This window comes from Bradyrhizobium sp. (assembly GCF_050014615.1).
Taxonomy (GTDB): Bacteria; Pseudomonadota; Alphaproteobacteria; order Rhizobiales; family Xanthobacteraceae; genus Bradyrhizobium.
Genome location: NZ_JBEKCZ010000045.1, coordinates 1 through 22,091, shown reverse-complemented (window position 1 = coordinate 22,091; position 22,091 = coordinate 1). Strand labels below are relative to the sequence as shown.

25 protein-coding genes and 1 tRNA gene are annotated in these 22,091 nt (G+C 62.0%); 20 read left to right on the top strand and 6 right to left on the bottom strand.

Annotation, left to right across the window (positions count from 1 at the left end; translation table 11 throughout):
• Positions 1-31 precede the first annotated feature (31 nt).
• The 3 genes from ABR948_RS10050 to ABR948_RS10040 form a co-directional block, all read right to left on the bottom strand.
• Entirely contained in the window at positions 32-625 is a 594-nt protein-coding gene (locus tag ABR948_RS10050; RefSeq protein WP_428116607.1) for a DUF3592 domain-containing protein, read from the bottom strand.
• Between the two features lie 21 nt (positions 626-646).
• Positions 647-1,708, bottom strand: coding sequence for an MBL fold metallo-hydrolase (locus tag ABR948_RS10045; RefSeq protein ID WP_428116604.1), 1,062 nt, complete (start codon positions 1,706-1,708; stop codon positions 647-649).
• A gap of 223 nt (positions 1,709-1,931) precedes the next feature.
• Positions 1,932-2,660 (bottom strand): outer membrane protein, encoded by a 729-nt coding sequence (locus ABR948_RS10040; RefSeq protein WP_428116602.1) that lies wholly within the window; start codon positions 2,658-2,660, stop codon positions 1,932-1,934.
• 238 nt (positions 2,661-2,898) lie between these two features.
• Here ABR948_RS10040 and ABR948_RS10035 point away from each other — a divergent pair, with 238 nt between their 5' ends.
• From ABR948_RS10035 to ABR948_RS09990, 10 genes are all read left to right on the top strand, one after another.
• Entirely contained in the window at positions 2,899-3,252 is a 354-nt protein-coding gene (locus ABR948_RS10035) for a hypothetical protein (RefSeq protein ID WP_428116600.1), read from the top strand.
• 69 nt (positions 3,253-3,321) lie between these two features.
• Positions 3,322-4,512, top strand: a complete 1,191-nt coding sequence (locus tag ABR948_RS10030) for an adenylate/guanylate cyclase domain-containing protein (RefSeq protein WP_428116597.1) — start codon at positions 3,322-3,324, stop codon at positions 4,510-4,512.
• 84 nt (positions 4,513-4,596) lie between these two features.
• Positions 4,597-6,294, top strand: a complete 1,698-nt coding sequence (locus tag ABR948_RS10025; protein ID WP_428116594.1) for a methyl-accepting chemotaxis protein — start codon at positions 4,597-4,599, stop codon at positions 6,292-6,294.
• A gap of 93 nt (positions 6,295-6,387) precedes the next feature.
• Positions 6,388-7,311, top strand: coding sequence for a LysR family transcriptional regulator (locus ABR948_RS10020; RefSeq protein WP_428116590.1), 924 nt, complete (start codon positions 6,388-6,390; stop codon positions 7,309-7,311).
• A gap of 190 nt (positions 7,312-7,501) precedes the next feature.
• Positions 7,502-8,377 carry an ABC transporter ATP-binding protein gene (locus ABR948_RS10015; protein ID WP_428116587.1) on the top strand — a complete coding sequence of 292 codons (876 nt, stop codon included), beginning with the start codon at positions 7,502-7,504 and terminating at the stop codon, positions 8,375-8,377.
• A 3-nt stretch (positions 8,378-8,380) separates the two neighbouring features.
• Positions 8,381-9,148 (top strand): ABC transporter permease, encoded by a 768-nt coding sequence (locus tag ABR948_RS10010; protein WP_428116584.1) that lies wholly within the window; start codon positions 8,381-8,383, stop codon positions 9,146-9,148.
• Positions 9,149-9,191: 43 nt separating this feature from the next.
• Complete coding sequence (locus ABR948_RS10005) at positions 9,192-10,232, top strand: ABC transporter substrate-binding protein (protein WP_428116582.1); 1,041 nt, start codon at positions 9,192-9,194, stop codon at positions 10,230-10,232.
• A gap of 68 nt (positions 10,233-10,300) precedes the next feature.
• A complete protein-coding gene (locus ABR948_RS10000) occupies positions 10,301-10,777 on the top strand; it encodes a nucleoside deaminase (protein ID WP_428116580.1) in 477 nt (158 codons plus the stop codon).
• Positions 10,778-10,796: 19 nt separating this feature from the next.
• On the top strand, positions 10,797-11,297 hold the full coding sequence (locus ABR948_RS09995; protein ID WP_428116577.1) for a thiamine pyrophosphate-binding protein: 501 nt from the start codon (positions 10,797-10,799) through the stop codon (positions 11,295-11,297).
• Complete coding sequence (locus ABR948_RS09990) at positions 11,294-11,902, top strand: thiamine pyrophosphate-dependent enzyme (protein WP_428116575.1); 609 nt, start codon at positions 11,294-11,296, stop codon at positions 11,900-11,902. The genes ABR948_RS09995 and ABR948_RS09990 overlap by 4 nt, the downstream gene beginning before the upstream one ends.
• A gap of 65 nt (positions 11,903-11,967) precedes the next feature.
• On the opposite strand, the gene ABR948_RS09985 is transcribed toward ABR948_RS09990, so the two are convergent.
• Complete coding sequence (locus tag ABR948_RS09985) at positions 11,968-12,441, bottom strand: nucleoside deaminase (RefSeq protein WP_428116572.1); 474 nt, start codon at positions 12,439-12,441, stop codon at positions 11,968-11,970.
• 337 nt (positions 12,442-12,778) lie between these two features.
• Between ABR948_RS09985 and ABR948_RS09980 the strand changes: the two genes are divergently transcribed.
• The 4 genes from ABR948_RS09980 to ABR948_RS09965 all read left to right on the top strand — a co-directional run bounded on the left by ABR948_RS09980 (position 12,779) and on the right by ABR948_RS09965 (position 16,354).
• Entirely contained in the window at positions 12,779-13,735 is a 957-nt protein-coding gene (locus tag ABR948_RS09980) for a helix-turn-helix domain-containing protein (protein ID WP_428116570.1), read from the top strand.
• A 100-nt stretch (positions 13,736-13,835) separates the two neighbouring features.
• On the top strand, positions 13,836-15,083 hold the full coding sequence (locus tag ABR948_RS09975) for an acyl-CoA dehydrogenase family protein (protein ID WP_428116568.1): 1,248 nt from the start codon (positions 13,836-13,838) through the stop codon (positions 15,081-15,083).
• An 80-nt stretch (positions 15,084-15,163) separates the two neighbouring features.
• Positions 15,164-15,883, top strand: a complete 720-nt coding sequence (locus ABR948_RS09970) for an SDR family NAD(P)-dependent oxidoreductase (RefSeq protein ID WP_428116565.1) — start codon at positions 15,164-15,166, stop codon at positions 15,881-15,883.
• Between the two features lie 168 nt (positions 15,884-16,051).
• Positions 16,052-16,354, top strand: a complete 303-nt coding sequence (locus ABR948_RS09965; RefSeq protein ID WP_428116563.1) for a PilZ domain-containing protein — start codon at positions 16,052-16,054, stop codon at positions 16,352-16,354.
• A 33-nt stretch (positions 16,355-16,387) separates the two neighbouring features.
• Here ABR948_RS09965 and ABR948_RS09960 read toward each other — a convergent pair.
• Positions 16,388-16,462: transfer RNA gene (locus ABR948_RS09960), tRNA-Thr, on the bottom strand.
• A 356-nt stretch (positions 16,463-16,818) separates the two neighbouring features.
• Here ABR948_RS09960 and ABR948_RS09955 point away from each other — a divergent pair.
• The 5 genes from ABR948_RS09955 to ABR948_RS09935 all read left to right on the top strand — a co-directional run bounded on the left by ABR948_RS09955 (position 16,819) and on the right by ABR948_RS09935 (position 20,875).
• A complete protein-coding gene (locus ABR948_RS09955; RefSeq protein WP_428116560.1) occupies positions 16,819-17,031 on the top strand; it encodes a hypothetical protein in 213 nt (70 codons plus the stop codon).
• Between the two features lie 71 nt (positions 17,032-17,102).
• Entirely contained in the window at positions 17,103-18,818 is a 1,716-nt protein-coding gene (locus ABR948_RS09950; RefSeq protein WP_428116558.1) for an FAD-dependent oxidoreductase, read from the top strand.
• Positions 18,819-18,950: 132 nt separating this feature from the next.
• Complete coding sequence (locus tag ABR948_RS09945) at positions 18,951-19,259, top strand: UBP-type zinc finger domain-containing protein (protein WP_428116555.1); 309 nt, start codon at positions 18,951-18,953, stop codon at positions 19,257-19,259.
• Positions 19,260-19,472: 213 nt separating this feature from the next.
• A complete protein-coding gene (locus ABR948_RS09940) occupies positions 19,473-19,976 on the top strand; it encodes a hypothetical protein (RefSeq protein WP_428116553.1) in 504 nt (167 codons plus the stop codon).
• Between the two features lie 74 nt (positions 19,977-20,050).
• Entirely contained in the window at positions 20,051-20,875 is an 825-nt protein-coding gene (locus ABR948_RS09935) for an alpha/beta fold hydrolase (RefSeq protein WP_428116551.1), read from the top strand.
• A gap of 45 nt (positions 20,876-20,920) precedes the next feature.
• On the opposite strand, the gene ABR948_RS09930 is transcribed toward ABR948_RS09935, so the two are convergent.
• Positions 20,921-21,568, bottom strand: coding sequence for a TetR/AcrR family transcriptional regulator (locus ABR948_RS09930; RefSeq protein ID WP_428116549.1), 648 nt, complete (start codon positions 21,566-21,568; stop codon positions 20,921-20,923).
• 126 nt (positions 21,569-21,694) lie between these two features.
• On the opposite strand from ABR948_RS09930, the gene ABR948_RS09925 reads away from it, so the two are divergent.
• The coding region (locus ABR948_RS09925) for an SDR family NAD(P)-dependent oxidoreductase (protein WP_428116547.1) at positions 21,695-22,091 on the top strand (397 nt) is incomplete at its 3' end.

Below are 22,091 nucleotides of genomic sequence, written 5' to 3'. Positions count from 1 at the left end.
ACAACGGACATAGCCGCGGTCATGCGGATTTTCAGCTGCCCGGCGTGACCACCGAAAACACCGTGAACACCACGCCTCCGGCGCCGACCAGCATCAGAAGGACGCCAGCCACGAGGTTGTTGCCGGCGCCGACCTGTCCAAGTTCAAGGACCGCGTCGGCCGGGTTCTGCGGATCATACCGCACCGGCACGCTTGAGCCGACGCAATACCTGGCGGCATCATCGCGCGCCTGTTGTTCGCGCGGATAGCCGCGATCGCCCAGACCGGCGCGAATGACCCGGCCGTTCCGGCTGGTTCCATCGACCTGATAGACATAGTGGACCCGCGGGACGAAATAGTCGCCGGAATCGCTGTCGGCGTGCTTGATGACCTCGGACGAAACCACCTTGCCTGTCACGATGGGCCATTGCGCAGCGGTCGCGGCGATCCGCCGGTATCGATTGCTCTTTCGGATCAGCATGGCGCCAACGGAAAGGAAAAAAATCGTAGCGATGGCTCCGCCCGCGATGAAATAGGGCTTGGCGGCACTATCGATCGTTGTCTGCGCCAACGCGCCGTGCGTGGTCATCAGGACGGCGCAGATCGTGCCTGCACCGCCGAGGATGCATTTGCCGGCTCTTTGCATTGGCTTCCCGTGGTGTTGAAGTCAGGTGGTCCTGAAGTGCAGCACGCCGTCGGTTTCCTCCGCCGTCAGACGACCTTCGACCAGCATGTAGTTGACATGGGCGATCAACTCGCCGGCCGCGAAACCCATCTGGTGCACGTCGAGCACGTGCTTGTGGAACACGACCGGCACCAGTTCCTTTGATGTCTTCGGGGTTTCCCGGCAGGCATCGGCGATCAGCCGGCAACGTTCCTCGTGGTGATCGGCCAGTTGCTTGATGCGGGTCTTCAACCCGTAGAACGGAACACCGTGGCCGGGCAGCACCAGCAGGTCATAGGGCAGCGTAGTGGTGAGGCTCGCCAGCGAGGCCAGATATTCGCCGAGCGAGTTCTGGTCGGGCTCGACCGCCCAGACGCTGACATTGGGTGAAATCTTGCTCAGCACCTGGTCGGCGGACAGGAACAGTTTGTCGGCGGCGCAGTAAAGCGTGACCTGATCGAGCGCATGGCCGCCGCCGGTGATGACCTTGAAGCGGCGCGTGCCGATCGAAATCTCGTCGCCATGCGAGATGCGGCGATAGGATGGAGGCAGCACCGAAACCCGCTTCAGGTAATCCTGGCCGCGGCCGAGCAATTTGTCGGTCAGGTTCTCGTCCATGCCGTGACGCCGGAAGAACAGCCGCTGCGCCAGTTTGCGTTCTTCGGTGCCGCGGTTCTGATGATAGACCGACTGCAGATATTCGACCTGCGACATATAGAGCGGGCAGTTGAAGCGCTCGACCACCCATCCGGCGAGGCCGACATGGTCGGGATGCGAATGGGTTACGATCAGCCGCGTGATTTTTACTTTGGTCAGGGGACCGTCGAACAGGGCGGTCCATGCCGCGATCGACTCCTCATTGCCGAATCCGGAATCCACCATTGCCCAGCCATCGCCGTCGGCGAGCAGATAGATGTTCACATGATTGAGACGGAATGGCAGCTTCAGCCGCACCCACAACACGCCGGGCATCACCTCGACGACCTGATCCGGGCCGGGATGATTTTCCCAGGGGTACCGCAGTGCCTCGACCGAGGATTGAATCGCGTCTGGTTTTGAATGCATCGTTTTGTGCCGCAAATTGCCAATTATCGACTTAGCCGCACTATCGGCGCGGCGCCAGTCGAAAACAATTGCGATTTCGGCAAAGCACAGGGGAAGCGGTTCTGCGGCTGGCCAAATGAGCCTGGCGGTTTGGCGGGTTCTCAACGCAAAAAGGCCGGCGCGAGGCCGGCCTTTTCACACGCTTGATCAGTCCTTTTGATCGGACCTGGATCAGTTTTTCGGATCAGTACTTCGCGACGACCGGGCCACCCAGGTTGAAGCGATAGTTCAGGCCGGCCTTCACGACGTGATCGTCGGTGCGGAAGCTGCCGAACGGGGCGAGCGCGGCCGGAGCGGTGAACGAGCTGGTACCGAAATCATAGTACTGATACTCGATCTTGGCCGACCAGTTCTGGGCGAACATGTATTCGAGACCGGCGCCGACGGTGTAGCCATTGCTGTGACCGCCGGAGAATGCGAACGCGGCCGGAGCGGCAGCGAGCGTCACCGATTCGTTGTTGTCGGAATAGGCATAGCCGCCCTTTACGTAGAGCAGAGCCGGGCCCCAGGTGTAGCCGATGCGGCCGGTCACCGAACCCAGACCGCGCTGGTCGTTGGTGTAGGCGAATCCGCCGGGGAAGATCACGCTGTTGTTATTGTTGGCGAGCCAGCTGTACTGGCCTTCGATACCGAGGACCCAATTGGGGGCGAACTGGTAGTCGTAGCCGGCCTGCAAACCGCCGAGGAATCGGCCGTTGCTGTTGTTGCCGGTGGTGAGGCCGCCGAAATTGCTGTCGCCGTTGAAAGCGCCGCCGATGTGACCGCCGATGTAGAAGCCGGTCCAGTTGTAGAGCGGCGCGACGTAAGCCGGGGCCTTGGTGTAGGTGGTGCGGGCCGGAAGATCGGCTGCAAGTGCTGACCCGGTCGCGCCGAGGGCGACGAAGGCCACAGTGGTGAGCAGGAACTTCTTCATTAGTTTGTTCTCCAGAACGTTATTGAATTGAGTTTTTTCAGCTTGGCCGCAGAACGGCGAGGCGCGCACTTAGACAGCTTTTGACTAAAAAGCTGTCACCTATCGGCCACACTGAACAAGAACCCAACCTATTGGGGAACAACGATTTTCCGTGCTTAATGGAGCCTTAATCAAACCTAAAAGAAGCCTTAATTTTAGCCCGCCCGCAGATGCGCGGAGGCAACAGGGGGAATTGAGCATGGCGACGTTCAAGATGCCGCTTTCCGGAGATGTCGTTCAGTCGATCAACCCGTGGACAGCTTTTTTCAGTCCGATCGGAAGCCAGCTCGGCGTCATCAATATCAACCTTGGCCAATCCAGCGATCCCGATGTCGAAGCGGAGGTGCTGTCGGATGTCGGTACCTATGGCAAGCAGATCGGTCGCATCGGCGATGCGCTGATCGTGCTGCTCGCGCATTTCCATCCGCAGACGCCGTTGACCGCGGAAGAAACCGCCGCGGTCGATGCGCTGAAGGAGATGTTGAATGGGGTCGCCGATGTGAAGGAGAAGCACGGCCGGCCCGCGATACGTCCGCGTGACGCAAAGATATAGCTGGCGCCCGGTGCGTCGAGATGTAGTGAACGCTGGTCGCCCGCGCAATTTCGGATAAGGTCGCCGCCCATGGACAATCCGGAAACAGCATCGAGCGTCTTGGGCGGCGCCATCGTCGAATGGCTGGCCGACGAGTCGCTGCACGAATCCGAGCCCGCAACGCTGTATGGCGAGCTGTGCCAGCGGTTGCGGGCGGTCGGCATACCGGTATTTCGGGCCCAGGTGGCGTTTCGGGTGCTTCATCCGCTCTACGATGCCAGTACGTTGACCTGGCATGGGGAGAAAGGTGTCGTCGTCGAGCTCTTCAGTCCTGAACAAAGCGGCCAGGAACAGTTTTTGCGCAGTCCGCTCGGCCATGTCATGACCCATCGTCTGCCGGTGTTTCGACGTCGGCTGACCGGAGCCACAGCGCTACTCGATTTCGAGGTCCTGGAGGACTATCGAGCGCTGGGCGGCACCGACTATCTCGTCTTCCGTGTCGCGTTCGATCCGGCCTCACAGAACGGCGTGCTCTGCTCCTGGCTCGGCGACCGGGCCGCCGGGTTCACCGATGACGAGATTGCCCAGCTGCAGCGCGTGACCCGCGAACTCGGCATCGCACTGAAATCGAGGATCGAGCACAGCGTCGCGCAAAATATCGCTCACGCCTATCTGGGCCAGCGCGCCGGCCAGGCTGTGCTCAGCGGCCTGATCCGGCGCGGCGACGGGGAAAAGATCACCGCCGCGCTGTGGTACAGCGATCTTCGCCGCTCCACGGAACTTGCCGACGGGCTTTCGACCGAAGATTTTCTGGACCTGCTCGGGCGCTATTTCGAAATGACGGCGGCCGCGGTGCTCGATCATGGCGGCGAGGTGGTCTCGCTGATCGGTGATGCGGTGCTCGGCCTGTTCCGCGTCGAGGGCTCCCCCGAAGAAGCGTGCGCGCGTGCGCTCGCCGCGGCCCATGAAGCCCGCCGGCGCCTTGGCGCCTCGCAACCGACGACCAACGGACCGGTGCTCGACTTCGGCATCGCGCTTCATCTTGGCCAGATGATCTACGGCAATGTCGGCGTGCCCGAGCGCTTGCAGTTCACGGTGGTCGGCGCCGCGGTCAACGAGGTGGTCCGGGTGCAGGACTTGACCAAGCAGCTTGGCTGTTCGTTGTTGGCCACCGCGACCTTCGCTGACGCCGCGGCAGGACCTTGGCGGCCCCTCGGCGAGCATCGGCTGCGCGGCTTTGAGATGCCGATTCCGATTCTGACCACCCAGCCGGTCGGCTGAGAAGAATTTCGCAACGGCATTGAACCAGAAAGTTAATTCTCTTTTAATTCAAAAGGCTCTTTTTAAAGGTCAGGGAGCCAATTCATGCGCCACCTCTCCGTATATGGACGCTTCATCACGATCGTCCTGGTTCTTTCTGCGGTCTTTGTCGCCGTCATGGCCTATCAGGTCTGGGTCGTTCGTAACACGGTCATCGAGGAACGACAGGTCAAGGTGCTCGATATCGTCGAGACCGCCAAGAAGATCCTTTCGTACTACGATGAAAAGGCCAAGGCCGGGAATCTCAAGCCCGCCGATGCGCAGCAACTTGCTTTCGATGCGATCGGGGCCATGCGCTGGGGCCAATACGCGGATTACATCGGCATCTACGGCGCCGGCAAGGACAACGCGGGCGTTACCTATGTGCATGCCAATCCCAAATACATCAACGTCAATCGCTGGGACTTCAAGGACAGTCAGGGGCATCTGCTGATTCAGGACCTCGTTGCCAAAGCGCGGGCAGGTGGTGGTTTCGTAGAATATCTCGTTCCCAGATTCGCCGGCGGTAAAGAAGTTTCCAAGCTCTCTTATGTCAGCGGATATGGCACCGGCGACAAGTCCCTGGTGGTCCAGGCGGGTGTTTATGTCGACGATATCGATGAGGTCATCTTCAGCCGCGCGGTATGGATTGCTGTAGGCGGATTGGCCGGCCTGCTGGTCGCAACCTTGACGGCGCTGTTTCTCGGGCGTGGCCTGGTCCGTCCGCTCGACAGGATGTGCGGCGTCATGGACGGGCTCGCATCGGGTGACCTCGCGATCGAGGTTCCCTTTCGTGATCGCCGCAACGAGATTGGCCGCATTTCGCGCAGTCTGGGTGTGTTCAAGGATGCGTTGGTCGACGCCGAGCGTGTTCGCGAACAGCAGTCCGGCGCGGAGCAGAGGCAGCTCTCGCAGCGCAGGGCTGACATGAACCGGCTTGCCGATGATTTCGAAAATGCCGTCGGTGAGATCGTCAACACGGTTTCGTCCGCCTCGGCCGGGCTGGAGGAGTCTGCGGTCAACCTGTCGGCAACCGCCGAACGTTCGCTTGAGCTGACGACGATCGTGGCGGCGGCGTCGGGAGAAACCTCCACCAATGTGCAGTCGGTAGCCTCGGCCACCGAGGAAATGGCTTCCTCGGTCAGCGAGATCGGGCGTCAGGTCCAGGCGTCGGCCGGCATTGCCACCCAGGCTGTGGAACAGGCGCAGGAGACCAACGATCGGGTCGGCGAACTGGCCAAGGCCGCGGCCCGGATTGGCGACGTGGTCGAACTCATCAATATGATTGCAGGGCAGACCAATCTGTTGGCCTTGAATGCCACCATCGAGGCGGCGCGTGCCGGCGAGGCGGGGCGTGGTTTTGCTGTCGTGGCGGCCGAGGTCAAGGCGTTGGCGGAACAGACCGCGAAGGCGACCAGCGAGATCGGCCTGCAGGTCACCGGGATTCAGGCGGCAACGCAGGACTCGGTCGCGGCGATCAAGGCGATCGGCGGCACCATCGAGCGGATGTCGGAGATCGCGGCGTCGATCGCATCCGCAGTGGAACAGCAGGGTTCCGCGACCAATGAAATATCCCGCAACGTGCAGCACGTGGCGCAGGCCGCCCAGCAGGTTTCATCCAACATCACCGACGTCCAGCGTGGGGCCAGCGAAACAGGCTCGGCCTCATCGGTGGTGCTCTCCGCGGCGCGGCAGCTGTCCGGGGACAGCAACCGGCTCAGGGTGGAAGTCAGCAAGTTCCTGAACTCGGTTCGCGCGGCGTGATCGACTGGGTACGCTTGCCTCGTTATCTGCGGTACTTGGAACAGGAAGCAGTTGAATCCGCCCGCCAGCGGCAGCTTGTACCGGAGAGCGTCGATGGATGCGAACAGGCTTGGTCTGGTTTCGGCCCGGCTGCATTATTTCCAGACCGTCGCTCAACTCGGCTCGATCAGAGGGGCCGCCAAGGCGCTTAATGTCGCGCCGTCGGCGATCAGCCGGACGATTCAGGCGCTCGAAGAGGTGCTGGGACTGCCGCTGTTCGAGCGGGTTCGACAGCGCCTCAAACTGACCAGCGCCGGCGAGATCCTGGTTTATCACGCCCGGGCGAGCGCCTCGGAACTCAACCAGGCCTGTTCGATCATCAACGATCTCACCGGCTTGCGCCGCGGCAAGATCGGGGTTTCAGCCGTGGAGAGCGTCACGCGGGGATTGCTGCCGCGGATTTTGGCCGAATTCTGGGCGCGGCTTCCCAATGTCGCGGTCGAGGTTCGGACCGTCGGTTCCAGCGAAGCCTTGCGCCTGGTCGCCGAGGGTGAAACCGAACTCGGCATCGCGTTCGATTCCCGCGTGCCTAAGGGCACGCAGCGGCTGGCCGGCGCGAGCCTGTCGCTTGGCGCGCTGCTGTGGCCGGGCCATCCTTTGGCTGGACGCAGCGAGGTCCGGCTGAACGATTTTGCGGGCGAGCGCGTGTTTCTGTCGGACGCTACGCTGGCGCTGCGATCGTCGATCGAGGGCGCGTTGCTGGACAGCCGCATCGAGTTCGATCCCCGGGCCGTCACCAACTCGATCGATCTGATGGCCAAATGCGTGACGGCGAAACTGGGTGTGGCGTTCCAGACCAGGGTCGGCGTCGAAAGCGAATTGCTGCGGGGCGAGCTCTTGTTCGTGCCGCTTCGCGATCCGGCCATGCGTCCCCGGCGCCTTCTGCTCGCCTCGCGTGCGAAAACCTTCCCGACCGAGCCGCCGGCCCTGCTGTCGAAGCTCCTGAGTACGGCGATCGGTCAACTTGACGGGATGTAGTTGTTGCTTTTTTGAGCACATCACGATCGTAATTTAGCAGCTATCTGGAACGTATGGGGCCGACTACGGTTTGCGCCGAGAGGATCGATGGATGCGTTCCCGGGAAGCCGCACAAGTTCAGCAACGTCGAACCGGGTCCATTGCTGGCCCCTCCATTGCATACGAAAGCCTCGACCAGCGAGGAAACGCAATGGAACAGGCGGCCCGATTGCGACCGACACTTGCTGGCGAGGCCAGCCGGCTCGCGGCTTCCGCCGAGCAGCCCGGCAAAGTGATCGAACTCGAGGCCGTCTCGGTCCGCTATGGCCTCGGCCGCAGCGCCACGACGGCGCTGGACGAAACCACCCTCGACGTGCGCAAGGGCGAGTTCATTTCGTTTGTGGGGCCTTCGGGCTGCGGCAAATCGACGATCTTGCGGCTGGTCAGCGGTCTCGTTCGCCCGACCAGCGGCGTCGTCGTGGTCGGCGGCCGGGAGGTCGGCGTCAAGGCGCTGCGGATCGGAATGGCGTTTCAGAACGCCAGCATGATGCCGTGGCTCACCGTCGAGCGAAATGTGATGCTGCCGCTCAAGATCGTGCAGCCGTTCCGGTCGGAGTATCGGCGCAAGCGTAAAAGCGAGTTTCGCGATCGGGTCCGCGACTTGCTGGCACAAGTCGGCCTCGACGGTTTCGCCAATCATTTTCCCTGGCAATTGTCGGGCGGAATGCTGCAGCGGGCCAATCTCTGCCGTGCGCTGGTGCATGATCCGCAACTGCTGCTGCTGGATGAACCCTTTGGCGCGCTGGATCAGTTCACCCGGGAAGAACTCTGGGGAACCCTGCAAGCGCTGTGGCTCGCCAAGCGGCCGACGGTGCTGCTGGTGACGCACGATCTGCGCGAGGCTGCTTACCTCGGCTCCCGGATCTGCGTCATGAGCCCGCGTCCCGGGCGGATCATCGATGACAGGCCGGTCCCGTTTTCCTATCCCAGAACCCTTGCGATGACCTACGAGCCCGAATTCGTCGCGCTCGGAAAGCGGATGCGCGAGTTGATCGCTCCGCTTCAGCCTGCCGGCGAGGGGGGCTAGAGAATGGCGCGCTTCTCCCGAGCCTTGTCCGCCACCGCCGTGATCTTCGGCTTCTTCGCGGTCTGGGAATTGTTGTGCCGTCTGCTTCACGTCAGCGATCTCGTGCTGCCACTGCCGAGCCAGGTACTCGTGACTCTGGTGACGCGATTCCCCGATCTGTGGCCTCATCTGGCCCAGACCATCATGAGCACGCTGACGGGCTTCGCGCTCGGCGTGCTGGCAGGCGTGGTGACCGGTGTCATGATCGGGAGCTCGCGGCTCGCCTACGACACGCTGTATCCGCTCCTGATCGGCTTCTCGTCGGTGCCGAAAGTGGCGATCATTCCGATCTTCGTGATCTGGTTCGGTGCCGGCACGGTTCCGGCCGTCCTGACCGCGCTTTCGTTGTCGATATTCCCGGTCGTCGTCAACGTCGCGACCGGGATCTCGACCAGCGAACCCGAACTCGAGGATGTGCTGCGGGCGCTGGGCGCCAGCCGGGGCGACATTCTGTGGAACGTGGCCCTGCCGCGCACGCTTCCCTATTTATTCGCCTCGCTGAAGGTCGCCATCACCGTGGCCTTTATCGGCTCGATCACGTCGGAGACCATCGCCTCGAATTACGGCATCGGCACCGTGATGATGGTCGCGTCCGCCAATTTCGACGTGGCGCTGCTGTTCGCCGGCCTCGCCTTGATCTCCATCACCGGCATCGCGCTCTACGGCCTGTTTTCGTTCGCCGAGGCGCGTCTCACCGGCTGGGCCACCCGCGAGAGCACCGTCGCCTCATGACCTCAGATCACCCGCATTTGCGAACCAGCATGGAGTCGTCAGCATGAAGCGCTTGTCCGTTTGGGGCTTGGCCTGTTTGGGCTTGGCCTGCCTGGCCATCACGGCGATCGCCGGCACGGCGCATGCCGAGCCGATCAAGATCCGCTTTATTCTGGACTGGAAGGCGCAGGGACCGGGCGCCTGGTACTATTTCGCGCGGGACAAGGGCTACTTCCAGGCCGAAGGGCTCGACGTCACGATCGACCAGGGCGACGGCTCCGCCGCGGCCGTCAGTCACATCATGACCGGCGCCTATGACGCCGGGTTCGGCGACATCAATGCGGTGATCCAGAACGCCGCCCAGCGTCCGGGCGAACAACCGGTGCTGGTCTATATGCTCTATAACCGGGCGCCCTATGCCTTGATCGTCAAGGCGGACGGTCCGATCAAGACCCTCAAGGACATGGAAGGTCGTACGCTGGCGGCGCCGGCGGGCTCGGCGACCGAGCGCATGTTCAAACCGCTCGCGCTCAAGAACGGCGTCGATGCCTCAACGGTCAAGATCCTCAACGCCGCGCCGAACCTGATCGAGCAACTGCTGGTCAACGGACAGGCCGATGCGATCGCGCAATTTTCCCTGACCAGCTACATGAATTTTCTGGCCATGAAGAAATCGCCGGAGACGGATTTCCGGTGGTTCTTCTACAGCGAGAACGGACTGGATCTGTATTCCAACGGCATCCTGGTTTCCCAGAAGCTGCTGAAGGAGAAGCCCGAAGCCGTGCGCGGCCTCGTCAAGGCGTTGAACCGCGCCATCCTCGAGGTCGCGGCCAATCCCGACGAAGGGATCGCGGTACTCAAGAAGGTCGAGCCGCTCACCAATGTCGATCTTGAGAAACAACGGCTGGTCTACACCGTCGATCATCAATTGCGGACCGACGAAGTCGCCCGGCTTGGGCTCGGCGACCTCGACGACACCAGGCTTCAGGCTGCGATCAAGACGGTTTCGGAGGCTTATGCGCTGCCCCGCACACCGTCGCTCGACGAAGTCTTCAGCCGCGCGTTCCTGCCGCCCAAGGCCGATCGCGCATTGCCGGGCCGTTGACCGAAGTGGGCCACTGACCGAAGCGATCACCCGATCGCGTGACATCAAGCAAATGACGGAGGATGAAATTGGAAGCCGATCATAATCGTTTCATGGCGATCGCCATCGAGGAAGCAAAAGCCGGCGCCGCGCAGGGCGAGCAGCCGTTCGGCGCGGTGGTGGCCCGCGACGGCGAGGTGGTGGTCAGGAGCCGCAGCCTCAAGGTTTCGGCCTGCGACGCCACCGCCCATTCGGAAACCCTCGCCATCAAATACGCGACCCAGAAGCTCGGGCGGCGCGAGCTGCCGGACTGCACCTTCTATGCGACCTGCGAGCCCTGTCCGATGTGTCTCGGTGCCATTCTCAACGGCGGGATCAACACGCTGGTTCTGGGCGCGCGCAACCGCGACATCAAGCAGCTCGCCAGGATCGCCTTTAATTTCAAGGATTATACGGTGGAGCGCTTTGCCGAGATGACCGGATGGAATCTGACGGTGATCGAGGGCGTGCGAACCGCCGAATGCATCGCCCTTTACGCCACCTCCGCGGTCGAATTGACCCGCTGAAAGCCGGGGTATCATCGATATGCAACCGAATATTGTGGCGCGGGTCATCGCCGGGCTGAAGGCCGCCGGCGTCAGCGTGGTCTGCTACCTGCCGGATTCGCTGTTCAAGGAGCTTTATCCGGCGCTCGACCAGGATCCCGATATAAGGACCATCCCGGTGACGAACGAGGGCGAGGGCGCTGCGATTTGCGGCGGCCTGTTCCTGTCGGGCAAGCGCGCGGCGCTGATCATGGAGAATTCGGGACTGCGGGCGTCGATCGAGCCATTGGCCCGCATGGGCCTGGGCGCCGGAATCCCGGTCGTCATGCTGATGAGTTACCGCGGCGATCTTGGCGAGAACAATTGGTGGGCGATCCCGCACGGCATGACCATGGAGCCGCTGCTCGAGGCGATGCGCATTCCCTACCGTGTCGTCGACCGCGAGGACGACATCGAGCGCTCGATCCAGGATGCGTTTCACTGGTCCTATGCGGCCTATTACCATTCGGCGGTCGCGCTGACCGGAGCGCTGGTGCGATGAAGCGATATGACTGCATGGAGCGCCTCGGCGCCTTGTTGAAGGACGAACTGGTCATTCTCTCGCTCGGCGCCAGCGTCGATGAATGGTACAATGCCGCGCCTCACATGCGCGCCGCGAGCCTGTTCCAGCAACAGCTCGGCTGCGTCACGCCGCAGGCCTTTGGCCTCGCGGTCGGCCTGCCGCATCGGCGCGTGGTGTCGCTCGATACCGATGGCGGCATGATGTTCAATCTCGGGATTCTCGGGACGCTGGCCAATGAGCAGCCGCCCAATTTGCTGGTCGTGGTCTGGGACAATGAATGCTATCAGTCGATCGGCGGGCCGCCGACCCACACCGCCAAGGGCCGCGTCGATATCGCCAGGATCGCGCAGGGTGCCGGCATCGAGCAGGCCTACACGGTACGCGATCTCGACGCTTTCGAGGACCATTGCCGGGCCGGACTCGCCGCCACCGTGCCGTATCTCGTGGTCGCGAAAGTCGAATCGACCGTCCGCCATGGCATCCGGCGAAAACACAGTGACGGCCGCGAGGACAAATACATCTTCGTGCGCCATGTCGAGGCCACCGAAGGCATCGTCATCATGGGTCCGAGCGAACATAATTGAGCCGATGCGGCGGCGAGCGCCCGCGCGGCCCGATGTCCAGGCCGAAGCGCACATGCACCCGCCTGCTATGTCGGGGGTGAGACAATCGAGGCGCGGTAGGCCGCCAGCGCCTCGTCGTAGAGTTCTTCGATACGCTCAGACTTGATGGGCTGGTTCTCGATCGGCTGCTGCAGATGACGCGCGATCGTAACGTTGTCGAAACCGATGGCATCGGCATCTGCCGGCAGGCAGCAATAATACACCTTGTCGATCTTCGCCCAATAAAGCGCCGCCAGGCACATCGGGCAAGGAATCGAAATATTGTAGATTTCACAGCCCGAGAGATCCGCCGTCCCGAGTTTGCTCGCTGCGGCCCGCAGGCCGACCATCTCGCCGTGCGCGGTCGGATCCCTGGTCAGGCGTACCTGGTTGAAGCCCTCGGCCACCACGACGCCGTCCTTGACGATGACGCATCCAAACGGGCCACCGGAGCCGCTGTTGGTGGCATGGCGAGCCAGTTCGATGGCGCGCCGCATGAATTCCAGTTTTCTCTCAGGCATTTTTCCCTACATCGCAGCACGCGCCGTGAGCGACACTAGGAAGAGTCAGCGGGGCTGTCGAATACAAAGAAAGCCACATGATCCGAGCGGACCCAAAGCAGGTGCCGGTCGGTCCTGATGTCCATGCAATGTGCAAGCTGTCGCGTTGTTGGGCAATCATCCGCACGCGGCAGAAGAAGTTGCAGTTTGGCCAGCTTCGCGTTTTGCAACATTCGATGACGTATCGTTCGCGGGAAGGTCCCGTAGACCATGGCGGATTTGACCTCGTCGGGCCCTGATGTATTCTCCTGCGCAGGGCGATCCATGAAATTTGCAGCCGTGAATTTTAGGTGGACCTATGGAGTGGTCGACAAGAACGATCGAAGCGGACCGGCCCTTCGGAAGTTGGGCTGAGGATTTAGCTTCCGCCTTCGTTGCGCTGGAACCACGAAAGATCGCCGAGCAACCTTTCCAGGGGACGATCTCGCGAGCCGACGTCGCTTCGATCCAGATTTCCCGTGTCGAAGCGACCAAGCACTCGGTCCTCCGTTTGCGTTCGCATATCGCCCGAAGTGTCAGCGACGTGTACTTCGTCAATCTCCAGCTCGATGGTGTTGGTCGCTATACCCAGCGCGGCCACGAGCAGACCTGCGGACCGGGAGATTTGGCCATCGTCGACACCACAGAGCCGTTCGAGATCGCCAACTGCCGGAATTTCAGTCTGTTTTGTTTTGCGATACCGCGACAGCTACTGCCGGGCAATCTCGCGGAGCGGCCGCGGTTGAGGCTGTCGGCGACGCAGTCCGGCCGCGCGCTATCGCGGACATTGGCGGGACATGCGGAGCTGTGTCTTCGCTCGGGATCGATCTCGGGAATCGCTGCCTTCGGCGCCCAACATGTCGTCGACCTGATATCTCATGCGCCTGACATTCTGGAAGAAAGGCCGTCGGAGCGGCCGGGTCTGTCGGTCCTGCTGTCGATGATGCTTGACTATATCGATCGCCACACGGACGACCCCGACCTCGGCGCGGCTGTGCTCGCGACGAAATTTCACTGCTCGCAACGCTATGTGCACAAGCTGTTTTCCACCACGGGAAGCTCGGTCGGAGAACACATTAACAGCTTGCGTATCCTTGCCTGTACCCGGAGTTTGCTCGATCACGCGCATCGACGCACGACCATTGCGGAAATCGCATTCAATGCCGGCTTCCGGGATATCTCGCATTTCAACCGGCTGTTTAAACGCAGCAATGGCCTCGCACCCCGGGAATTTCGGCGTGCCATGAGTTCCGGGCCGACTGACGGTACACGGTAGGCCAAGAAATCGGTTCACCACCGTCCAAGACTTTCTCTCTTCCGCACGTTAGTCGTTTGCGCGATGCGGCGACGTGCTGCTGAAGATTGAGGAAGCTTCGATGGCCATCGATTTTACGCTGACACCAGGGCAGCGCGAACTCCAGCTCGCATCCCGCGCGTTCGCCAGGGACGTGCTTTCATCCGCAAGGCCTGTCTATGAGAAGCTGCCGACGCCGGAGGAGCGATTTCTCGCCACCAAGCCGGCCTATGAAGCCATGGTGGCGGCGGGCTTTTTGCGCAAATGCATTCCAGCACCGGCCGGAGGCGAGAATGCCGGCTTGATCGACATGGCGATCATGGCGGAGGAATTATACAGCGTGAACGCCAGCATTACCCTGACGATGCTGGGTACGGTTCTCGGCCTGTTGCCGATCTTGATCGGCGGAACGCCCGAGCAGTGTGGCCGGCTGCTGGAGCCGTTTTTAAGGAAGAGCGGCGCGCCTTTGGCCGGCTTCTGCTCCAGCGAACCCGGTGGCAGTGCCAATGCGGCGTCTCCGCCACCGGGCGAAGGTGTGCGGACCACGGCAAAACTCCACGACGATCACTGGGTCATCAATGGCCGGAAGAAATGGGTTTCCTCCGCGACCGGTTGGGACCGCAAGGGCGCGGACGTCTTGTGCGTGGTCTGTCGAACCGGCGCCGAGACCAGGCCCGAGACGTCAGTCTCCATTATTGCCGTTGAAAGACCCACGCCGGGAATCATGTTTGAACGGGCGATCGATGCCATCGGCCATCGGGGCCATCTCACCCCGCAATTTGGTTTCGAAAATGTACGCGCACCGCGGCGCAATCTGATCGGCGAAGAGGGCGGTGGCCTTGCGCTTTCTTCGGCCAGCTTCACCGGGACCGCGGCGCTGGTGGGAATTTTTGGCGTGGCCCTGATGCGGGCGGCCTTCGAATTTTCCCTGAATTTCGCGCTGACGGAACGACGCGGCGGCATTCATCCGATCATCGAGCATCAGGCCGTCGGATACGCTTTGGCGGACGCAAAAATGAAGATCGAAGCGGCCAGGTATCTGAGCTGGCGGGCGTGCCACGCCGTCGATACGCAAAATCCGGCTGCGGACGAGCTTGCCATCCAGGCAAAGATCTACGGTTCCGAGATGGCCGTCACTGTGATTACCGATCTGATGCGGGTCGTCGGCATCGACAGCTACGACAACGAACTACCATTTGGAGAACTGCTGCAGGACGCGCTGGCATTGCCGATCTTCGACGGTGGCAACATGGGTATTCGACGTCGCCAGCTTCATACGATGTTGAAACGCAGGGAATATGACCCGTTGCTGGCGAGCGGCGCAGCCTGACGCAACGGATGAAGTCGTTCCGGTGAAATGGGTCCCGGTGGACCTGGAATTGTCTGGGCTAACAACACGGCGGTGAGATCATGGACAAAACGCGGAAAGTGGCGATCGTAACGGGGGCATCGCAGGGAATCGGGGCGGCCCTGGTGCAGGCATTCATCGGCCGCAACTATCTGGTGGTCGCGAACTCGCGATCCCTGAAGGCGGTCGATCATTCCGACCTGGTGGCTGTTCCCGGAGATGTCGCCGACCCGCAGACAGCCGAACGGGTGGTCCGGGAAGCGTTGAACCGGTTTGGGCGCATCGACACGCTGGTCAACAATGCCGGCATCTTCATGGCGAAGCCGTTTACCGCCTATTCAAGCGAGGACTACGCGGCCTATCTGGCGACCAACGTCACCGGCTTCTTTCACATGACGCAGGGCGTGATGGAGACGATGGTGAAGCAAGGCAGTGGTCACGTTGTTACGATCACGACGAGCCTGGTCGACCAGCCGATGACCAGCGTGCCGTCGGTGCTGGCGTCCCTGACCAAGGGGGCCTTGAACGCGGCGACGAAGTCACTCGCGACCGAATACGCCAAGCGCAACGTGCGCGTGAATGCCGTTGCGCCGGGCATCATCAAAACCCCGATGCACCAGGTCGAGGCCCATCAGGCATTGGCGTCGTTGCATCCGATGGGGCGAATGGGAGAAATTTCCGATGTCGTTGACGCGGTGATGTACCTGGACACCGCGGGATTCGTCACAGGGGAAATCCTTCATGTCGACGGCGGTCAGGCCGCCGGCCACCACACATTTTAACGCACATCAAAACAGCCGGATAATTCCGACAGGATTCGCGCCCAAAAACCCCGCTATGCGCGGGGGCGGGTTTGGCAAGTCGTTAAAGAGTTCTTAGCAGCCAGTTAAACTATTTGTGTTCAATTTGGTCGGATGGCCGCAGTTGGCCTTTGATCGAGAAGCACAGCCATGGCAACGGAGCAGCGACGATTTGGCGAACGCGTCGTGTTCGAGCGGGGCTACGACGCCCACATGATGGCGATCGATGGGACGTGGCGTCGGGCGTGCAGCTTGCTGGATATTTCCGAAGAAGGGGCCAAAATAGCTGTCGAGGGAACAGTCGGTGAACTGCACCTCAAGGAGTTCTTCCTGCTGCTTTCGTCGACCGGGCTTGCCTATCGGCGCTGCGAACTGGCATGGGTCAATGGCGAGGAAATCGGTGTCAATTTCCTCAAGCAGGGGAAATCCAAGAAAAAGGGCGTCGTAGGCTAACGGCGCACGGCTTTCTGATTTTACTGGGAAAACTGGTGCTGCCAGACAGGATTGAACTGTCGACCTCTCCATTACCAATGGAGTGCTCTACCACTGAGCTACGGCAGCGTGCCCGGATACGAGAATCGGCCAAAAGACCTCGACAAGGCGCGCCGATCCTTGCCACAAGGCCAGAGGGCGCGCAAGCGCGGGAAATGGCCTGCGAGGCCATCAAAAACGGCCATAATCAGTGCGGGGGTAGCCCCAGCCGCCTTCAGCAGGCTGAGTTGCGGGCCGATCCGGTTCCCCATTGCCTCGCCCAGCGCCGCCAGCGGCCTTGATCGGGCGGACCACGACCTCGAATTCGAGCATTTCGCCGGCCTCGTCGAGGTTTTTGCGGCAACGCCGCCAGCTCATGGGTTTTCGCCCATCAGCCCGTCTCTCCCTGATATAATTTAAGCGCGATGCATTCGAGCAGGTCGACGATGAAGGATGGCGACGACAAAGGTGTGGGGCAATCCGCAGCCCCCAAGAAGGATACTCGCCGAAATCCACGCAATGACCGGCTGAAACTGGCACTGCGCGAAAATCTCAAGCGGCGCAAATCGCAGGCGAGGGGACGGGACGATGTCGCGGTCGCGCCTTCCAATGCCGATGTTGCCTCCCCACATGACGACAGCGATAAACCGGTGGAGTAGGACCTGTTGGCTCGCCAAGGAAACTTGCTGAGAAATCCTTTATCGTTGCCTTTCGAGTGCGGTGGGACGGAATGGTTGCAGATATCACGACAGTCAACATGGCGGATGAGGGAGCTTCGGCAGCGAGCGCGTTTCCGCGTCATGAGCAGACTTTTCCGGCGCTGACGCCGCAGGAAATCGCGCGCATGCGCCGGTTCGGCGAGGCGCGCAGTTACAAGCACGGCGACATGTTGTTCGAGACCGGCAAACCCGGGCCGGGCATGTTTGTGCTGTTGTCCGGCCATGTCGCGATCACGCAGCGCGATGGCCTCGGCCACGTCACGCCGCTGATCGATCAGGGGCCGGGCCAGTTTCTGGCCGAAATCGGCCAGCTCTCGGGCCGCGTCGCGCTGGTCGACGGCCAGGCCGAGGGCGACGTCGAAACGCTGCTGATACCGCCGGAGCGATTGCGGGCGCTGCTGGTCGCCGAAGCCGATCTCGGAGAGCGCATCATGCGCGCGCTGATCCTTCGCCGCGTCAACCTGATCCGGGACGGCGCCGGAGGACCGGTGCTGATCGGTCCGTCGGATTCGAGCGGCGTCGTTCGGCTGCAGGGATTTCTGGTCCGTAACGGCTATCCGCATCATCTGCTCGATCCGGTCGCCGATACCGATGCCGCCGAACTGATCGCGCGTTATTCGCCGTCGCCGGCGGATTGGCCGCTGGTGGTGGCGCCCGACGGCAGCGTGCTGCGCAACCCCAGCGAATCCGAACTGGCGCGCGCGATCGGCATGATACGCGCCCTCGCCAGGGACAAGGTCTATGATGTCGCCGTTGTCGGCAGCGGTCCCGCCGGGTTGTCGACCGCGGTCTATGCGGCGTCCGAGGGATTGGCGGTCGCGGTATGCGATACGCGCGCGTTCGGCGGGCAGGCCGGCGCCAGCGCGCGCATTGAGAATTACCTTGGCTTTCCGACCGGAATTTCCGGACACGCGCTGACCGCCCGGGCCTTCAATCAGGCGCAGAAGTTCGGCGCCGACATGATGATTCCGGTGGAGGTGAAATCGCTCGATTGTTCGCGCGACGACGGCGCATTCGGCCTGAAACTCGACGATGGCGAAGTGTTGCGCGCGCGGTCGATCGTGGTCGCGAGCGGCGCGCGCTATCGCCGGCCTGAGATCGAAAACCTCGCCGACTTCGAAGGCCGCGGCGTCTGGTACTGGGCGTCGCCGATCGAGGCGCGGCTATGCGCCGAACAGGAAGTCATCCTGGTCGGCGGCGGCAACTCCGCCGGGCAGGCCGCGGTGTTCCTGTCGGGTCATGCCCGCAGGGTTCACATGGTGATCCGCGGCGGCGGGCTCGGTTCCAGCATGTCGCGCTACCTGATCGAGCGCATCGAGGCCGCGCCGAATATCGAGCTCGTGTTCAATACCGAGGTGGTCGCGCTGGAAGGCACCAAGGACGTCGCGCTGGAGCGGGTGCGCTGGCGCAGCCGGTTGTCGGGCGAATGCAGCACCGCCGACTTCCGCAATCTGTTCCTGTTCGTCGGCGCCGATCCCGCCACCGGCTGGCTCGACGGCTGCGGCGTGATGGTCGATCGCGCAGGTTTTGTGGTCACCGGCGCGCAGTGTAAGAAGAGCGAGGGGCAGCCGGCATCGGCGCTGGAAACCTCGGTACCGGGCGTGTTCGCGGTCGGTGATGTGCGCTCGGGATCGGTCAAGCGGGTCGGCGGCGCGATCGGCGAGGGGGCGCAGGTGGTGGCGGCACTGCACGGATTTCTCGGCGATGCCGCGAAGCCGGCGCTTTAGAGCATGATTCAACTGCGTTGAATCATGCTCGTCGCCCATCTTCTTGTTTGAGCATGATCTTTTCGGAAAACCGGTTCCCACTTTTCCGGATCATGCTCTAGTTTATCAGGCTGCGGTTACAGGGGGGCGAGGATGACAAAGGGCTGCACCCACATCGCCGGTATCCGCGACGTCACGCCGAGCGCGCTCGGTTGCGAGGAGTGCCTGAAGATCGGCAGCGCGTGGCTGCATCTGCGGATTTGCCGCAGCTGCGGCCATGTCGGCTGCTGCGACGATTCTCCAAATCGGCATGCCACCAAACATTTCCACGCCACCGGACACCCCATCATCGAGGGCTACGATCCGCCCGAAGGATGGGGCTGGTGCTATGTGGATGAAGTTCTGTTCGATCTGTCGAACCGCAAGACGGCGCATAACGGTCCGATTCCCCGTTATTATTGAAGGCGGCTTTTCAAGGCAGTCGCCGTGGGCGAATGGGCCGCGGTCAGCGCCGTCAAGCTGCCGTTTGTGACAGCGGTGCAAAAACGTCCGGCATGGCGTCGATTTGTTTCGATCGCCGAATATCTGCGTTGCGGCCGAACCGTTGCGCGGCTGTGGCAATTTTCCCTGATGAGTCGTAGCATTTGCCCGGTTTCAAACTAGGGGGAGCGCGTCATGGTCCTGGGGTTGAGCTTGTCTGCCTTCACGATGGTGCATGTCGTCATCAGTCTGATCGGCATCGTTTCGGGCTTTGTGGTTTTGTCCGGATTGCTGGGCTCCAACCGGATGGCGGGCATGACCGCGCTGTTCCTGCTGACGACGATCCTGACCAGCGCCACCGGCTTTCTGTTTCCGTTCGAGAAGCTGCTGCCGTCGCACATCGTCGGCATTCTCTCGCTGGTGCTGCTGGCGATTGCCTGTTTCGCGCTTTATTCCATGAAGCTTTCCGGCGCTTGGCGATGGATCTATGTGGTGACCGCGCTGGTTTCGCTTTACTTCAACGTCTTTGTGCTGGTGATCCAGAGCTTCCTGAAGATTCCGGCCTTGACGGCGCTGGCGCCGGGTAACCCGCCCGCCGGACCGGTGTTCGCCGTGGTCCAGGGCATCGTGCTGGTGTTCTTTGTCGTGGTGATCATTGGCGCGGTGCGGCGGTTTCGGCCGGTCCTGACCTACGCCTGATCGACGTTTCCGTCGTTCCGGGACCCGCATCTTGGCGTCGTCCCGGAATGACTACACCAAGAGGAAAATTCGCCATGGCGACGATCAAGACCAAAGACGGCGTGGAGATTTATTACAAGGATTGGGGCTCGGGTCAGCCGATCGTGTTCAGCCATGGCTGGCCGCTGTCGGCCGATGACTGGGACGCGCAGATGCTGTTCTTCCTCAATCATGGCTATCGCGTCATCGCCCATGACCGCCGCGGCCATGGCCGTTCCGCCCAGGTGGCCGATGGTCATGACATGGATCACTATGCCGACGACCTTGCGACTGTGACGGCGCATCTCGATCTGAAGAACGCCATTCACATCGGTCATTCCACCGGCGGCGGTGAGGTGGTGCACTATCTGGCGCGCCACGGCGAGAGCCGGGTGGCGAAAGCGGCCATTCTCTGTGCGGTGCCGCCGCTGATGGTGAAGACGCCGGCCAATCCCAATGGTCTACCCAAGGAAGTCTTTGACGGATTTCAGACGGCGCTCGCGGCCAACCGGTCGCAATTTTATCGCGATGTCGCGGCGGGTCCGTTCTATGGCTACAACCGGCCGGGCGCCAAGGCCTCGGAGGCCGTGATCCAGAATTGGTGGCGCCAGGGCATGATGGGCGGCGCGAAAGCGCATTACGACGGCATCGTCGCGTTCTCGCAGACCGATTTCACCGACGACCTCAGGAAGATCACCGTGCCGGTGCTGGTGATGCATAGCGAGGACGATCAGATCGTTCCCTATGTCGCGGCCGGGCCGTTGTCGGCGAAGCTTTTGAAGAACGGGACGCTGAAGACCTATAAGGGCTTTCCGCACGGCATGCCCACCACGGAGGCAGCCACCATCAACGCCGACCTGCTTGCGTTCATCAGGGGGTAAACGCCGGACGTCTGCCGCGCCGGTTTGCGCACGAGATACCGGCGATCAATGGAAGATCGCCCGTATCGCGGCGAAGGTCCGCTTCGCCAGCGCTTCCGGTTTCTCGCGCGCGCCCTCGGCGGCCCATAATTCGCCACCGATCCGCATCGCGCCGGTCGCGATCATGGCAACCAGCCGGGCCTGCAGCCTTTCCGTCTTGTGACCCGCGCGCTTGCCGAGCGCCTCCGCCAGCGCCCGCTCGAGTTTTTCGTATTTGACCTGGTCGCGCGCCTGCAGGGCCGGATTGTCGCGCTTGAGCCGCGCCATCGCGATCGCCTCGCCGGGCTCGAGCTGTCTCGCCATCGCGGCAATCGCGTTCTCCGCGGCCGTCAGCATGGATTCGCTGGCGGGCCGCGCGGCGACTGCGGCAATCAGGGCCGCGGTGCTCTCCTCGTGCCAGGCAAACACGACGTCTTCCTTGGACGCAAAATAGTGGAAGAAGCTGCGGCGCGAGACGTCGGCGGCGGCGGCGATGTCATCGAGCGTGGTCGCCTCGAAGCCGCGTTCGAGAAACAGCGCCATCGCGGCCCGGGTCAGCCGTTCGCGGGTCTGCTGCCGCTTGCGCTGCCGCAGACCGGGCGCCTCCGCGACGGCCGCCGTGCGAGATTTCGCCTTTGATACCCTGGACTTAACCTGCCTGCGCGCGGTCACCATTGATCCCTTATTTTCACCTCTTGCAAATTTGCACTAGGTGCACATTTAGAGCGTGCGGCTTCTATCCGCAACGAATCGAGCCGCCACGAATCGAGCCGCAACGAATCGAGTCCTGGAGATATAAGCATGACCGACTGGACCATCGCAGACATTCCGCCCCTGAGCGGCAAGACCGCCGTCATTACCGGCGCCACCGGCGGCCTCGGCTATGAAACCGCGCTGGCGCTCGCCGGCGCCGGTGCCAGCGTGGTGCTGACGGGCCGCAATGAGGCCAAGGGCCGCCATGCGCTGCAGGCTATCAGCGGCAAATTCCCGAATGCCGAGATTGCTTACGAAAACCTCGATCTGGCAAACCTCGCCTCAGTGGCGGATTTTGCCACACGCTACGCCGCCGCGCACGCCTCGCTTGACCTGCTCATCAACAATGCCGGCGTGATGGCGCTGCCGGAGCGGCAGGTGACGTCAGATGGTTTCGAGATGCAACTTGGCACCAACTATCTCGGCCATTATGCGCTCACCGCGC

Bases quoted from the DNA above. Each gene is read 5' to 3' on its own strand.
- ABR948_RS10050 (WP_428116607.1), bottom strand. From the start codon at position 625: ATGCAAAGAGCCGGCAAATGCATCCTCGGCGGTGCAGGCACGATCTGC.
- ABR948_RS10045 (WP_428116604.1), bottom strand. From the start codon at position 1,708: ATGCATTCAAAACCAGACGCGATTCAATCCTCGGTCGAGGCACTGCGG.
- ABR948_RS10040 (WP_428116602.1), bottom strand. From the start codon at position 2,660: ATGAAGAAGTTCCTGCTCACCACTGTGGCCTTCGTCGCCCTCGGCGCG.
- ABR948_RS10035 (WP_428116600.1), top strand. From the start codon at position 2,899: ATGGCGACGTTCAAGATGCCGCTTTCCGGAGATGTCGTTCAGTCGATC.
- ABR948_RS10030 (WP_428116597.1), top strand. From the start codon at position 3,322: ATGGACAATCCGGAAACAGCATCGAGCGTCTTGGGCGGCGCCATCGTC.
- ABR948_RS10025 (WP_428116594.1), top strand. From the start codon at position 4,597: ATGCGCCACCTCTCCGTATATGGACGCTTCATCACGATCGTCCTGGTT.
- ABR948_RS10020 (WP_428116590.1), top strand. From the start codon at position 6,388: ATGGATGCGAACAGGCTTGGTCTGGTTTCGGCCCGGCTGCATTATTTC.
- ABR948_RS10015 (WP_428116587.1), top strand. From the start codon at position 7,502: ATGGAACAGGCGGCCCGATTGCGACCGACACTTGCTGGCGAGGCCAGC.
- ABR948_RS10010 (WP_428116584.1), top strand. From the start codon at position 8,381: ATGGCGCGCTTCTCCCGAGCCTTGTCCGCCACCGCCGTGATCTTCGGC.
- ABR948_RS10005 (WP_428116582.1), top strand. From the start codon at position 9,192: ATGAAGCGCTTGTCCGTTTGGGGCTTGGCCTGTTTGGGCTTGGCCTGC.
- ABR948_RS09995 (WP_428116577.1), top strand. From the start codon at position 10,797: ATGCAACCGAATATTGTGGCGCGGGTCATCGCCGGGCTGAAGGCCGCC.
- ABR948_RS09990 (WP_428116575.1), top strand. From the start codon at position 11,294: ATGAAGCGATATGACTGCATGGAGCGCCTCGGCGCCTTGTTGAAGGAC.
- ABR948_RS09985 (WP_428116572.1), bottom strand. From the start codon at position 12,441: ATGCCTGAGAGAAAACTGGAATTCATGCGGCGCGCCATCGAACTGGCT.
- ABR948_RS09980 (WP_428116570.1), top strand. From the start codon at position 12,779: ATGGAGTGGTCGACAAGAACGATCGAAGCGGACCGGCCCTTCGGAAGT.
- ABR948_RS09975 (WP_428116568.1), top strand. From the start codon at position 13,836: ATGGCCATCGATTTTACGCTGACACCAGGGCAGCGCGAACTCCAGCTC.
- ABR948_RS09970 (WP_428116565.1), top strand. From the start codon at position 15,164: ATGGACAAAACGCGGAAAGTGGCGATCGTAACGGGGGCATCGCAGGGA.
- ABR948_RS09965 (WP_428116563.1), top strand. From the start codon at position 16,052: ATGGCAACGGAGCAGCGACGATTTGGCGAACGCGTCGTGTTCGAGCGG.
- ABR948_RS09955 (WP_428116560.1), top strand. From the start codon at position 16,819: ATGAAGGATGGCGACGACAAAGGTGTGGGGCAATCCGCAGCCCCCAAG.
- ABR948_RS09950 (WP_428116558.1), top strand. From the start codon at position 17,103: ATGGTTGCAGATATCACGACAGTCAACATGGCGGATGAGGGAGCTTCG.
- ABR948_RS09945 (WP_428116555.1), top strand. From the start codon at position 18,951: ATGACAAAGGGCTGCACCCACATCGCCGGTATCCGCGACGTCACGCCG.
- ABR948_RS09940 (WP_428116553.1), top strand. From the start codon at position 19,473: ATGGTCCTGGGGTTGAGCTTGTCTGCCTTCACGATGGTGCATGTCGTC.
- ABR948_RS09935 (WP_428116551.1), top strand. From the start codon at position 20,051: ATGGCGACGATCAAGACCAAAGACGGCGTGGAGATTTATTACAAGGAT.
- ABR948_RS09930 (WP_428116549.1), bottom strand. From the start codon at position 21,568: ATGGTGACCGCGCGCAGGCAGGTTAAGTCCAGGGTATCAAAGGCGAAA.